Below are 12,777 nucleotides of genomic sequence, written 5' to 3'. Positions count from 1 at the left end.
GCCTACGTCGGCTCCTTCACCGCCGCCTGAGGTCGGCCGTTCGGACCCGCTCTGAGAGTTCCTCCCACAGGGCGGGCGCGGCGCCGATCGTCAGTTCGGTGGTGAAGTCGGGGCCGTGGCCACCCAGGATCACGCCGGCCTCGCGCGCGATGAGGGCGCCGGCCGCGATGTCCCACAGGTTCGTGTCCAGGGCCAGGCCGCCGTCGAGGCGCCCGGCGGCCTGATAGACCAGGTTGAGGGCCGCGGGCAGCCGCCGGATGTCACCGGAGACAGGCAGCAGCTCGCGGACGATCCGGCCCGCTCGTTCCTTGGTGGCCGGGTTGGGCTGGAAGCTCACGCCGACCAGCGCCTTGTCCATCGACGAGCCGCCCGGCACCGGCAGAGGCTCGCCGTTGAGGAACGCTCCCCCGCCGTCGACGGCGCTGAACGTCTCGCCGGCCACGGGCTCGTGCACGACGGCCACCCGCGCCTGGTCACCCTCGTAGAGGGCGATGCAGACCGACCAGGCTCCCGTACGGCTGACGTAGTTGCGCGTGCCGTCGAGCGGGTCGATCACCCAGTTCCAGCCGCTCGTGCCCTCGCGGCCGTGCCCCTCCTCGGCCTGCATCGCGTCGTCCGGCCAGGCGGCGTGGAGGGCGTCCACGATGAGTTCCTCGCTGGCGATGTCGACATCGGAGACCACGTCGTTGGCGTGCGCCTTGGGCGCGCCCATGCGCAGCGTGCCGCGCCGTTCGAGCTGCAGCCGACCGGCTTGGACGGCGAGTTTGGCGGCCAGATCACGGGCCGCGGAAAGGTCTCGATCCACACCGGCACGCTATCGCGTCAGGGTGCGACCATGCCCGCCGACAGGTCGATGTCCGCGGCGCACAGGCCCGGCATGTGCAGCATGGCGATGACCGCCGCGGCCACCTCGTCCTCGGTGAGCATGCGGTGCAGGGCGGCGCGCGACACGAAGGCCTCTTCCGCTTCCTCGTACGTGACTCCGGTGCGCTCGGCCTCGAGCCGGAAGTTCCGGGTCATCCGCGGACCGTCGACCGGCCCGGGCGAGAGCGAGTTCACCGACACCCCGAACGGGCCGACCTCGTACGCCAGGGTCCGCGTCAAACCGATGACGGCCATCTTGCTGGCCGTGTACGGCGTACGGCGGATGAGGGGCCGCTTGCCGCTGACCGAGGCCACGTTGATGATGTCACCGGTGCCACGGGCGACCATCGCGGGCAGGAACGCGCGGCACATCAGGTACGTGCCGCGCACGTTGACCGCGAACACCTCGTCCCACTCGTCCGGCGCGATGTCGGTGAGCGCGGCGACCGGGCCGGGAACGCCCGCGTTGTTCACCAGGATGTCGACGTCGGGGAATTCGGCCGCGAGCGCCTCGACGCTGGCCGGATCGGAGACGTCGGCCGTGGCCGCGCGGATGTTCTCGCCGGCGACCGCGTCCAGCCGCTCCCGGTTGCGCCCGACCGCTATCACCTTCGCGCCCCGGGCGGCCAGGGCGAGCGCGATGGCCCGCCCCAGCCCGTTGCCGGCCCCGGTGACAACCGCGGTCCGGCCCTCGACCCGGTCGGTCATGCCGGCTCGTCCAGCAGCGCGACCGCCCGGGTCGGGCCGCCGTGGGCGCCGATCACCTTGAGCGGGAAGCCGGCGAAGGTGAACCGCTTGCCCAGCAGCTGGTCGAGGTTGGTCAGGTTCTCGTAGTGGGTGATGTGGTGACGGCGGCACATCATGTGACACGGGTACGACTTGCTGACCGGGTTGTCGGGCGTGGGGCTGTCGACACCGAACGTCTTGACGCCGTGCTCGACGATCCACTCGCTGCCGGTCTCGCCCAGTCCCGGGAAGTCGGTGAGGTAGCGCGACGTGCCGGCGTACCGGCCGTGGGTTCCGGTGTGCAGCAGCAGGATGTCACCGGGGTCAACGGTCAGCCCGGACGCCTCCTGCGCCGCGTCCAGATGCTCGGCGGTGATGTCCTGGTGGGCCTCGACGTGCGACACGTCCAGGCAGACCGCCGGGCCGTAGAACAGGTCGAGCGACATCTGGTCGATGGTCTGCGCCGACGGGTCCGGGTCGAGGTGCGAGAACGAGTCGACGTGGGTCGGCCCGTTGTCGTTCATCATGAAGCCCTTGGTCTGGAAGGAGAAGCCGCCGACGAACCGCAGCGCCGTCTCCTCGTGCGACGCGTGATCGAAGACCACCGTCTTCAAGTGCCCGGGGTAGACCTGCATCCCCTGGTAGATGTCCTGTGACAGGTCGACGAGGCGCACGGCAACGCTCCTTCCGATCGGGTAGAAGAACCGTAGGTTTCCGGTACGCCGGGACGACTCCCGCCGAGCAGCAGTCCGGCGGCTGCGCACTGACGGCAAGCGACAGCCGTACGGTGCCCCGACCGCCCTACGGTGGCCCGATGACGACAGTGACGACGGTCGGCGTGGTCGGTCTCGGCATCATGGGATCGGCCATCTCCGGCCACCTGCTCGACGCGGGCTTCGACGTGATCGGCACCGACGTGTCCCCCGGGGCCGTCGAGGAGCTGGTCGCGCGGGGTGGCCGGGCCGCCCCCGACCTGGCCACCCTCGCCGCCCGATCAGCGGTCGTGGTGACCTCGCTCCCCACCGCACAGGCCGCGCTCGAGGTGTGCCGATCGTTGTCCGGCGCGCGCATCGTCGTCGAGACGTCGACGCTGTCCCTGGCCGTGAAGCAGCAATGCCGGGACGCCCTCAGTGCCACCGGTGTCGAGCTGCTCGACTGCCCGATCAGCGGAACCGGAGCCCAGGCCCGCGTACGCGATCTCGTCGTGCTCGGCAGCGGCGACAAGGACGCGTTCGAGACGGCCCGCCCGGTCATGGAGGCGTTCGCCCGGTCCGTACGCCACCTGGGCCCGTTCGGCGACGGCACCCGCATGAAGCTGGTCGCCAACCTGCTCGTCTCGATCCACAACGCGTCCACGGCCGAGGCCTTCGCCCTGGGCGTGGCGGCCGGCCTCGACCCGGCGGTCCTCTACGACACCGTCCGTGACGGCGCCGGCGGTTCGGTCATCTTCGACAAACGCGGCCTCCTCATGGTCGACCGCGCCTACCTCCCCGCCACCGCCAAGGTCTCGATGTTCCTCAAGGACGTGGCCCTGGTGCAAGAATTGGCCGAGTCGGTGAACGTCCCCACCCCCGTGCTCGACGCCACCCTGCCGCTCTACCAGCGGGCCGCCGAGACCGGCTGGGCCGACGCCGACGCCGCCGCGCTGCTAGAGGTGCTTGAGGAAAACAGAGGTCTTGGAGGAAGGCCGATGACGACGCTGGCTCGGGCCGACCGGCTGGCCGACGCGACCCTGGCCCACGCCCGCTCGATCAGCGCGGCCCCGCTGGCCGTCGTGGTCCTCGACGCCGGCGGCCATCCCGTGGTCGTCAAACGCGAGGACGGCGCCGGCATCCTGCGGGTCGAGATCGCCACCGCCAAGGCGTACGGGGCCCTGGGCATGGGCATGTCCTCCCGTGACATCGCCGCACGCGCCGAGCAGCAGCCCGCCTTCTTCACTTCGCTGGCCGCCGTCACCAACGGCCGCCTGGCCCCCGCCGCCGGCGGCGTCCTGATCCGCGATGATTCCGGTGTCATCATCGGCGCCCTCGGCGTCAGCGGCGACACTTCCGACGTGGACGAGGCTTGCGCCCTCGCCGGATTGAACGATTCGCCCGGCGGTTGACACCCGGATGGGTGAGGGAGTCCGTCAGGGTTTCTGCGGAGAATGCCTCAATGCAACAACTCGAGGCGCACGAAATGCCGCTCCACAAGGTCTTCTGCAGCGACTACAGCTTCGTCATCCCGGACTATCAGCGTCCGTACGCCTGGCGCGAGGAACAGGCAATTCAACTGCTGGATGACTTGACCGAAGCTCTTGAGCGCGATGCGGCCGAGCCCTACTTCCTGGGCTCCCTCGTACTGGTGAAGACGAAGCTCGATCCGTCCGCCGAGGTTATCGACGGTCAGCAGCGCCTCACCACCCTCACCATCTTGCTGGCTGTGCTCCGGGACCTGGCGGACGACGACGAGATCCGCTCCCGCCTGGCGCTGATGATTTCCGAACCGGGTGACAAGATTCTGGGGCTCGAGCCCAAGCCGCGGCTCACTCCACGGAAGCGCGACCGTCCGTTCTTCAGCGACCGCATTCAAACCAACAACGGTGTCACCGGCTTGCTGGAACTGAAGCCCAGCGTGGCAAAGAACGAAGCTCAGGAGGCGATCCTCGAGAATGCTTCCGCCCTGTACAAGCGGCTTGCCGAGTGGCCGGCGGAGCGACGTGTCGAGCTCATGCGAATGCTCAGCGTCCGCACCTACTTGGTCGTGGTGAGCACGCCCAGTCTGGCGAGCGCGCACAGAATCTTCAGCGTCATGAACGCGCGCGGCCTCGACCTGTCGCCGACCGACATCTTCAAGTCGAGAATTATCGGTGACTTGGAGCTGGGCTCGTCGGATGTGTACGCCGACAAGTGGGAGAACGCCGAGGAACTGGTCGGGCGCGAACTCTTCGCCGAGCTTTTCCAGCACATCAGGATGATCTTTGCGAAGAAGCGCCCGGAGAAGGAACTGCTCAAGGAGTTCCCCGAGCAGGTGCTCGTCGACTATCTGCCCAGCAAGGGCGCCGACTTCGTGGACGATGTACTGACGCCCTACGCCGAGGCCTACGGCCAGATCCGGGACTTCACCTATGCGGCTCCCGCCGGAGCGGAGAAGGTCAACAACTGGTTTCGGCGACTCACCCAGATCGACAACAGCGACTGGCTGCCGCCGGCGCTCTGGGCCGTCCGCTATCACCAGGACGACCCTGACTGGCTGGCCGCTTTCTTCCAAGCGCTCGAACGGCTGGCCGCGAGCATGCTCATCCGCCGTGTCTATGCGACACCCCGGGCCCAGCGGTACGCCGGCCTGCTTCGGGATCTCGCGGACGGGCAAGGCCTCGCCTCCCCCTCGCTGATCCTGTCGGAGGTCGAGAAGGCCGAGGTCCTCGAGAAGCTGAACGGCGACGTCTACCTGCAGGACAAGGTGCGACGCTATGTGCTGCTCCGGCTGGACGAGCTTCTCGCACGGGCGCCCGGCGTCACTTACGAGCACGCGCGCGTCACAGTCGAGCATGTGTTGCCTCAGAATCCGGCGGCCAACTCCCTGTGGCGGGTCAACTTCACCGATGACCAACGGGAGTACTGGACTCATCGGATCGCCAACCTGGTGCTGCTCAACAGGACCAAGAACTCGCAGGCGCGCAATTTTGACTTCGCCAAGAAGAAGGCCGGCTACTTCACCGGCCGCAATGGTGTCGCCGCGTTTGCGCTCACCAGTCAGGTGCTGGTGGAGAACCGGTGGACGCCGGAAGTTCTGCGAAAGCGCCAGACAGCGCTCCTCAGCGTGCTGAAGCAGGCGTGGCTGACCGACTGACCGGCTGAGGACTCGGCCGCCGGACAGGCATCCTGTTCCCGTACGGCGGCCGGGCTGGCCTCGGGCATGACGCTCAGCCGTGCAGAGTCGGGCGGTACGTGAGCTGCTGGGTGCGGCCGTCGAGGAGCGTGCTGTCGACCAGTTCCAGGTCGAAGTCTTCGGCGCCCCGGAAGATGGGGTCCTGGCCGTTGCGGCCGGTGATCACCGGGAAGACGCTGACCTGGAGGAAGTCGACCAGGCCGGCCTTCATCAGCGCGCGGTTCATCGACAGGCTGCCGTGTGAGCGCAGCGGGACGGTGGACTCCTGCTTGAGCCGGGCCACCACCTCGACGGCGTCGCCGTTCGCCACGGTCGCGTCGGGCCAGTCGGGGGCTTCTTTCAGGGTGGACGACACGATCGTGGCGGGCAGGTTGACCATCCGGGTGACCCACGGGTCGTACACGGCCTCGTCGATGTCCGAGGCCAGCAGGCCGACGAAGGCCCGGTAGGTGTTGGCGCCGAAGACCATGCGTTGCGGCTCGCTGTACAGGCCAAGACGGTGTTCGAGCAGCTCGGGGCCCTGCTTGCCCCAATAGCCGGTCCAGTCTCCGCCGGCCGCGCCGAAGCCGTCGAGGCTGCTGAAGACGTCGAAGGTGTACGTGGCGGTCATGATGGTCTCCTCGTCATTCGGTGTCACGAGGTAGACCGGGCACGACCGCCGAACTCATCGGAGCCCGGCCAAAAAACGGCCTCAGTCTTCGCCCCGGCGTAGTGAGCCCACCACCAACCGGTCGACGCTGGCGTCGAGGGCGCTGTCGTCTCCCAGTTCGCCGAACGCCCGCAGCATGTCCTTGATGTCGGCGTGCACCCGGGGACTGCGGGCGCGCAGGGCGGCGACCATCTCGTCGACCCGCTTGGTCAGCGCCTGCTTGTCCTCCACCACCTCGTTGAGCAGGCCATATCTTTCCGCCCGTACGGCGTCCAACGGCTCGCCGGTCGCGGTGAGCCAGAACGCCTCACGCCGCCCGACGATCCTCGGCAGCCAGGCGAGCACCAGCGCCGGGGCGAGGCCGATGCCCACCTCGGGGAAGCGGAAGGTCGCCGCCCGGGTTGCCACGGCGACGTCGAACGCGGCGACGAGCCCGACGCCGAAGCCGGCCGCGTCGCCCTGCACCTCGGCCACGGTGACCAGCCGGGTGCGGCGGGCGGCCCGGGTCAGACCGGCGAGCGCCTCGGCTTCGGCCTTCACCTCGGCCGGGGTCGCGCCACCCCGGTCGCGACCCAGGCAGAACACGTCACCGGTGGCACGCAGCCGCAGGACGTGCGCGCCGGCGGGCGGGTCGCTGAGCACGGCCGCCAGTTCGGCGCAGAGCTCGATGCTGAACAGGTTCTGCGGGGGCCGGTCCAGCTCGGCCACGATCACGCCGTCGGTGTTCTCGAACCGCATCAGTTCAGCCTCCCGGTCGCGATGCCGCCGTACCAGTCCACGTCGTCGGCGGCCGTCCGCACGGTGACCGCCCGGACGTGGGTGAAGTCGTGGAACGATTCCCAGCCGCCTTCCCGGCCGATGCCGCTCTCCTTCAGGCCGCCCCACGGCGACGACGGGTCGAGACGGTGATGGTCGTTGACCCACACCATCCCGGCTTCGATCCGCGACGCGACCCGGTGCCCGCGGGCGATGTCGCGTGTCCAGATCGCCGACCCCAGGGCGTACGGGGAATCGTTGGCGATCGCGACGGCCTCGTCCTCGTCGTCGAAGGGGATGACCACGACCACCGGCCCGAAGATCTCTTCGCGGGCGACGGCCATGTCATTGGTGACATCGGCCAGCACGGTCGGCTGGACGAAGAAGCCGTTCTCGAAGCCGGGCACGGTCGCGGGTCCGCCACCGGTGACAACGCGGGCCCCGCCGGCGACGCCGTCGGCGATCCGGGCCAGGATGCGGTCGCGCGCCTTGGCCGAGATGACCGGGCCGAGCTGGGTGCTCGCGTCGGCCGGGTCACCGATCCGGATGCTTTCGGCGATCTTGCCGACCGTTTCCAGGAACTCGTCGTGGATGCTGCGGTGCACGATCAGGCGGCTGCCCGCGATGCAGGTCTGGCCGGCGCCGATGAACCCGGCGAACGCCGCGCCCCGGGCCGCCACCTCGACCGGCGTGTCACCGAAGACAATCACCGGTGACTTGCCGCCGAGCTCGAGTGTCGTCTTGGCGAACCGCTGGGCCGCCGCGACCGCGATCGACCGGCCGGGCTCGGTACCCCCGGTGAACACGACCTTTTTGACGAGGGGGTGCTCGCAGAGGGCGGCCCCGACGATCGGGCCGAGACCGTTCACCACGTTCAGGACGCCGTCGGGGATGCCGGCCGCGTGGGCGATGTCGGCCAGCAGCATCGCGGTCAGCGGCGTCTGCTCGGACGGCTTGAGAACGACCGAGTTGCCGGTGGCCAGCGCGGGGGCGAGCGACTTGGACGCGATCATCATGGGGTGGTTGAACGACGCCAGGATCGTGACCACGCCGAGCGGCAGCCGGGTCGTGTACGAGTGGTAGGGGCCGGGCATCGGCATCACGGAGTCCCGGTCGGCCAGCAGCAGCGAGGCGTTGTAGCGGTACCACTCGGGCAGCCGGGTGATCTGCGCCTTCGTCTCGGTCAGCGGCCGGCCGTTGTTCGCGGTCTCCAGCTCGTACAGCTCGGTCATCCGGGCGGCGATGCCGTCGGCGAACCGGTGCAGGATCCGGGAGCGTTCGTGGATCGGCATGCGGCTCCACACCCCGGAGTCGAACGTCTCCTGGGCGACCCGGATGGCGTCCTCGACGTCGGCCGGGCCGGCGCTGTCGGCGACGGCCAGTACGCCGCCGGTGCTGGGGTTGAGGACGTCCAGCCGGGGGCCGCGCCCGGCGACGACCCGGCCGCCGATGCGCAGGCCGGTGGGGAGTTCCATCACGCCTCCTGAGGCTGTTGCCGAATGACCGGACGGTATCCAGCGGGCCCGGTCCGCGGCACTGACGGCGAACGTCAGTCGGCGGCTTTTCGCTCACAGGCGGCGACACTGCTTATCCCCGCGGCACCGGAAAAACTGCACGGAAAGAAAGCGAGGTCACGCCGTGAGACTGGGTTACTTCTCGATGCCGCTGCACCCGCTCGGCCGTACGTGGGCCGACACTCTCCGCGAGGACCGGGAGGCGGTCATCCTGGCCGATTCGCTGGGCTTCCACGACGCGTTCATCGGGGAGCACCTGACCGACCGGCACGAGAACATCACCAACAGCCTGCTGTTTCTGGCCACGCTGATCTCGGACACGCGGCAGATCAAGCTGGCGACCGGCACGACGAACCTGTCGCAGCAGCATCCCGTGCTGGTGGCCGCGAATTCGGCGATGTTCGACCACCTGGCCGGCGGGCGTTTCATTCTCGGCATCAGCCCGGGCGCGCTCACGTCGGACGCCGAGGCGCTGGGCATTCTCGCCGAGGACCGCAACAAGATGTTCGCCGAGGCGATCGACGTCATCACCGCGATCTGGGAGTCCGAACCCCCGTACGCGATCGATCTGCCCGGGAACCGTTTCAAGGTGACGACCGAAACCACCATGGACACGGATTTCGGTGTGGGTTATCTGCCGAAACCGTTGCAGCAGCCGCGGCCGGAGATCGTGGGGACCGTGGTGGCGCCGTTCTCGAAGGGCGTCATCGCGATGGGCAAGCGCGACTTCCACCCGTTGTCGGCGAACTTCCTGCTGCCGCAATGGGTGGCGACGCACTGGCCCAACTATGTCGAGGGCAAGCAGGCCGTCGGCGAAACCGCGGACCCGGCGGACTGGCGGGTGGCGCGAACGATTTTCGTGGCCGACGACCCGGCGACGGCGGCCTCGTACGGGCGCGACTCGGAGGACAGCCCCTATCGCTTCTACTACTCGCAGATGCTGAAGAAGATGCGGAAGCTGGGCCGGCTCGAGCTTTTCAAGACCCGCCGCGACCAGCCCGACGGGGAAATCACCCTCGACTATGTGCTGGAGAAACTGGTAATCACCGGCACGCCGGAGTCGGTGACCGAGCAGATTCTGGCTTTGCGCGAGGAGACCGGAGATTTCGGCGAGCTGGTCTACGCCGGCCTCGACTGGGCCGACCCGAGGCTGGCCCGCCGGTCGATGGAGCTGATGGCGCAGAAGGTGATGCCGGACGTGAACGCGGCTTTGGCGTGACCGACCGGATGCCTCCGCTGGAGGACATGACCCCGGAACAGCGCGGCGCGGCCGAACGAATCGCTTCCGGCCCGCGCGGCGCCCTGTTCGGCCCTTTCGTGCCGCTGCTGCGCAGTCCCGAACTGATGACGCGCCTGCAACTGGTCGGCGAATACCTGCGTTTCGACAGCGTCCTCGACGACGACCTGGTCGAGCTGGTCATTCTGACCGTGGCCCGGCATTGGGACCAGGATTTCGAGTACGGTTTCCACCAGCCCTTGGCCTTGAAGGCAGGGCTGCCACCGGAAGTCGTAGAAGCGGTCGCGCACGGCCAACGCCCACCGGGCCGCCGCTTTGAAATCGTGTGGAACCTGCTCGACGAATTGCACCGCACACGCCAGGTCACCGACCCGACGTACGCGGCCGCGGTTTCGCTTCTCGGCGAGGCCCGAGTGGTCGAAGCGGTCGGAACGGCCGGCTATTACACGACGCTGGCCATGACGATGAACGTCGCGCGCACCCCACCCCCGCCGCACGCCCCCCGTCTGCCGCTCAGGGAGCCACAATGACGGTCCCGTTGGTGTTGTTGCATCCGCTGGGCGTCGACCACCGTTTCTGGGACCCCGTACGCCCCTATTTCCAGCCCGACGTGGTCACCCCCGACCTGAACGGCGCCACCATCGAGGAAATGGCCGACGCCGTCGCCACTTTCCCGGCCCCCATCGACCTGTGCGGCGTCTCCCTCGGCGGCCTGGTCGCCCAGGTGATAGCCGCCCGCCACCCATCGCGGGTGCGCCGCCTTGTGCTGGTGGACACGGTCGCCATCTATCCCCCCGCAATGCGCGAGATGTGGCGGCAAAGAGCTTCCCTCGTACGAGCCGAGGGCCTCACCCCCATCGTCTCCCCCACCGAAAAACTGTGGTTCACCGAAGCCGCCCCACCCGACGCGGTATCGCGAATCAAGGCCCTCCTGCTCTCCGGCGACCCAGCCACCTATGCGCGCAATTGCGAGGCCTTGGCCGCCGCCGACACAACAGACCTGGCCCCCTCGATCAAGGCCCCCACCCTGATCCTGTGCGGCAAACACGACGCGCCCCCCTTCCACCAGGCCGTCGACTTCTTCACCGCCACCCTCCCCGACCCCACAGTCAAATGGCTGCCAGGCGCCCACGGCACCGCTTACGAACACCCAGCCTCCTTCGCCGACGCGGTGGCCACCTTCCTTTACCCGTGAGACCAAGCCGTGGGAACGACGAGGAATGCCGCGTCGAGCCGGCCGGTGGGTGTGACTTGCTGTGCTGTGGTTGCGGGGAACTCTGACGAACTAACCAATGCGGAGCACGTGCACCCACGCCGCCATTCGACTTCGCCTGCGGGAGGCGGCGCGCACTGTGCCGGGGCGCGGCATGAACTGCCTTTCCCACCACAACCACAGTTTCACCCACCCGACCGCCCGACGCGCCATCTATTGCGTTCCCCGCCGCAACCACAGCTGAACGAGTTTCACCCATCCGACCGCGCGGCGTGGGAACTGTTGCCTTCCCCATCGCGACCACAGCACATCGAGTTACACCCACCTGACGCCCCGACGCGACATCTATTGCCTTTTCCGCCGCAACCACAGCACAGTAAGTTGCACCCACCCGGCGCCTGGACGCAGCATTGAGTGTCACCGCGACCACCCCAGGACAGCAACCAAAGAAATCCATTAAAATGCACTCAGCGTCGCCCTCACTCAAAGCCGGACCCAACGCGGATTTACCCACGGCCCAACCAATGCCCGCCGCAGGATGAGGGCGGACTACGGCCAATGGAAAACACGGCGCAGCGGCGTTTATCGCCGGACCAGGCAACCGCCTGACCGACCGCGCAAGTTGTGCGGCCCCCGACTGCCGACCCGAAGCGGCGAGTGATGCCGTCCGCTGTGGGGCCACCACGGCAGGGGCCGCAGACGGCGTAACCTCTGGCGGCACCGCCGAAGAACGACCCGAAACCGTAGAAGGCAAGACTTCGCGCTGACCCGATGCCCGCTGGGCCGAGGCGACACTCGGTGAAGCGGCACGCTGCCCACTCATAGCCGTCGATGACGACGCGCGACTCCCAGGCCGGCTCGAATCGTCGCGAACGGCAGGCCCGGCCGGAACACCACTTCGTATCCGGCTCAGCTTTTCGGCATGACGGCGCCGCAGACCCCAAGCACGCTGCCGCTCATGCACACGTCGAAATTCATCGTTCGCCGGTGAATAGTTACGCGCTGCAGTCCGATCCCGCATCGCAGCAGTTTCGGCCCGACCAAAGAACGACAACTGACCCATGAATCAATTATCCCGAACCCCGAATCCGCAATGTCAGTATTCGATCATGCCAATCACCAAGAAGCGCCCCATGATTCTCTCGAGATCCGATCAGGCGCCGCGAGAAGAGAATGGCCCGAGAATCCCGGGAAAGCGACCCGCTGTCTGGACCCTGCGAAGTCGTCAGGCGATACCGAGTAAGGCGAGTGGCCGTTTGATCGCGCTGGCGTTCCTGCCGGTGTTCAGCGCCTTCGTGGATCGCGGGCGTGGTGTCGGCGGCGGCGATGTTGGTGACGCCGGCAAGACGCAGGGCGCCGATGGCAGCGTTGCGAGTGCGGCCATGACTTGCGGTCCGGTGCCGGTGCGGACCACCCGGACTCACCGACCGTTCGGCCGTTTCGGCCTGGTCGCAGAGCTCATAGGCTCCTGACCATGGTCACGAGAGTGCGGGTTGCTTATCTACTGGTGTTCTTCGGTCTCCTGGTGGCCGGCCTCTTCATCGAGGGGTCTTGGTGGGCCAAGGCCTTGATCGGGATCGCCGTGATGGTACCCATCGCTGTCGCAGACATCGTTACCTCCAGGAAGCGGCAAGCGACGCACCCCTGAACAGCCGAACGCGCGCAACGAGTGCTGGCCTGCACGGGATTGTCGGCCGCAGGACCTGGCGGCCGGTGGTTCAGGCGAGTGATATGGCAGTCCGGCCCCCCGTCATGACCGCCCGGCGCCACGTCACCATCGGCCCGTGATACCGGCGCGACGAGCCCGCAGCAGCGGGTAGCGCGGCTGCTGCTGGCGCGGCCGGCAGCGTGCAGGAGGTGACCGGCAGCGCGGCTGCTGCTGGCGCGGCCGGCAACGTGCAGGAGGTGACCGGCAGCGCGGCTGCTGCTGGCGCGGCCGGCAACGTGC

General features: G+C 68.2%; 12 protein-coding genes. 6 read left to right on the top strand and 6 right to left on the bottom strand.

Annotated elements, in window-relative coordinates; genetic code table 11:
- Positions 1–16 precede the first annotated feature (16 nt).
- Genes ACZ3I4_RS40975 through ACZ3I4_RS40965 form a run of 3 tightly spaced genes read right to left on the bottom strand, consistent with a single transcriptional unit; the run spans position 17 to position 2,264 of the window.
- Positions 17–805: an inositol monophosphatase family protein gene (locus ACZ3I4_RS40975; RefSeq protein WP_465387525.1), complete on the bottom strand. Its 789-nt coding sequence runs from the start codon at positions 803–805 to the stop codon at positions 17–19.
- Between the two features lie 17 nt (positions 806–822).
- Entirely contained in the window at positions 823–1,572 is a 750-nt protein-coding gene (locus ACZ3I4_RS40970) for an SDR family NAD(P)-dependent oxidoreductase (RefSeq protein ID WP_465387524.1), read from the bottom strand.
- A complete protein-coding gene (locus ACZ3I4_RS40965; protein ID WP_465387523.1) occupies positions 1,569–2,264 on the bottom strand; it encodes a cyclase family protein in 696 nt (231 codons plus the stop codon). The genes ACZ3I4_RS40970 and ACZ3I4_RS40965 overlap by 4 nt, the downstream gene beginning before the upstream one ends.
- Positions 2,265–2,404: 140 nt before the next feature.
- Between ACZ3I4_RS40965 and ACZ3I4_RS40960 the strand changes: the two genes are divergently transcribed.
- Both ACZ3I4_RS40960 and ACZ3I4_RS40955 read left to right on the top strand, forming a co-directional pair.
- Positions 2,405–3,694, top strand: coding sequence for an NAD(P)-binding domain-containing protein (locus ACZ3I4_RS40960; protein ID WP_465387522.1), 1,290 nt, complete (start codon positions 2,405–2,407; stop codon positions 3,692–3,694).
- A 50-nt stretch (positions 3,695–3,744) separates the two neighbouring features.
- Positions 3,745–5,421 (top strand): DUF262 domain-containing protein, encoded by a 1,677-nt coding sequence (locus tag ACZ3I4_RS40955; protein WP_465387521.1) that lies wholly within the window; start codon positions 3,745–3,747, stop codon positions 5,419–5,421.
- A gap of 73 nt (positions 5,422–5,494) precedes the next feature.
- On the opposite strand, the gene ACZ3I4_RS40950 is transcribed toward ACZ3I4_RS40955, so the two are convergent.
- The 3 genes from ACZ3I4_RS40950 to ACZ3I4_RS40940 form a co-directional block, all read right to left on the bottom strand.
- Complete coding sequence (locus tag ACZ3I4_RS40950; protein WP_465387520.1) at positions 5,495–6,070, bottom strand: dihydrofolate reductase family protein; 576 nt, start codon at positions 6,068–6,070, stop codon at positions 5,495–5,497.
- An 81-nt stretch (positions 6,071–6,151) separates the two neighbouring features.
- The gene (locus ACZ3I4_RS40945; protein ID WP_465387519.1) at positions 6,152–6,847 is read right to left on the bottom strand and encodes an enoyl-CoA hydratase/isomerase family protein; all 696 of its coding nucleotides are present in this window, start codon (positions 6,845–6,847) and stop codon (positions 6,152–6,154) included.
- Positions 6,847–8,340: an aldehyde dehydrogenase gene (locus ACZ3I4_RS40940; protein ID WP_465387518.1), complete on the bottom strand. Its 1,494-nt coding sequence runs from the start codon at positions 8,338–8,340 to the stop codon at positions 6,847–6,849. The genes ACZ3I4_RS40945 and ACZ3I4_RS40940 overlap by 1 nt, the downstream gene beginning before the upstream one ends.
- A 163-nt stretch (positions 8,341–8,503) precedes the next feature.
- Here ACZ3I4_RS40940 and ACZ3I4_RS40935 point away from each other — a divergent pair, with 163 nt between their 5' ends.
- From ACZ3I4_RS40935 to ACZ3I4_RS40920, 4 genes are all read left to right on the top strand, one after another.
- Positions 8,504–9,598: an LLM class flavin-dependent oxidoreductase gene (locus ACZ3I4_RS40935; protein WP_465387517.1), complete on the top strand. Its 1,095-nt coding sequence runs from the start codon at positions 8,504–8,506 to the stop codon at positions 9,596–9,598.
- Complete coding sequence (locus ACZ3I4_RS40930; RefSeq protein ID WP_465387516.1) at positions 9,595–10,146, top strand: carboxymuconolactone decarboxylase family protein; 552 nt, start codon at positions 9,595–9,597, stop codon at positions 10,144–10,146. Before ACZ3I4_RS40935 ends, ACZ3I4_RS40930 begins: the two co-directional genes overlap by 4 nt.
- Positions 10,143–10,811 carry an alpha/beta fold hydrolase gene (locus ACZ3I4_RS40925; protein WP_465387515.1) on the top strand — a complete coding sequence of 223 codons (669 nt, stop codon included), beginning with the start codon at positions 10,143–10,145 and terminating at the stop codon, positions 10,809–10,811. Before ACZ3I4_RS40930 ends, ACZ3I4_RS40925 begins: the two co-directional genes overlap by 4 nt.
- A gap of 1,127 nt (positions 10,812–11,938) precedes the next feature.
- Positions 11,939–12,301, top strand: coding sequence for a hypothetical protein (locus ACZ3I4_RS40920; RefSeq protein WP_465387514.1), 363 nt, complete (start codon positions 11,939–11,941; stop codon positions 12,299–12,301).
- Positions 12,302–12,777: the final 476 nt, after the last annotated feature.

The organism is Actinoplanes sp. NPDC021490 (assembly GCF_055562135.1).
This window is presented reverse-complemented; position numbering and strand designations above follow the sequence as displayed.

Bases quoted from the DNA above. Each gene is read 5' to 3' on its own strand.
- ACZ3I4_RS40970 (WP_465387524.1), bottom strand. From the start codon at position 1,572: ATGACCGACCGGGTCGAGGGCCGGACCGCGGTTGTCACCGGGGCCGGC.
- ACZ3I4_RS40960 (WP_465387522.1), top strand. From the start codon at position 2,405: ATGACGACAGTGACGACGGTCGGCGTGGTCGGTCTCGGCATCATGGGA.
- ACZ3I4_RS40955 (WP_465387521.1), top strand. From the start codon at position 3,745: ATGCAACAACTCGAGGCGCACGAAATGCCGCTCCACAAGGTCTTCTGC.
- ACZ3I4_RS40950 (WP_465387520.1), bottom strand. From the start codon at position 6,070: ATGACCGCCACGTACACCTTCGACGTCTTCAGCAGCCTCGACGGCTTC.
- ACZ3I4_RS40945 (WP_465387519.1), bottom strand. From the start codon at position 6,847: ATGCGGTTCGAGAACACCGACGGCGTGATCGTGGCCGAGCTGGACCGG.
- ACZ3I4_RS40940 (WP_465387518.1), bottom strand. From the start codon at position 8,340: ATGGAACTCCCCACCGGCCTGCGCATCGGCGGCCGGGTCGTCGCCGGG.
- ACZ3I4_RS40925 (WP_465387515.1), top strand. From the start codon at position 10,143: ATGACGGTCCCGTTGGTGTTGTTGCATCCGCTGGGCGTCGACCACCGT.
- ACZ3I4_RS40920 (WP_465387514.1), top strand. From the start codon at position 11,939: ATGCCAATCACCAAGAAGCGCCCCATGATTCTCTCGAGATCCGATCAG.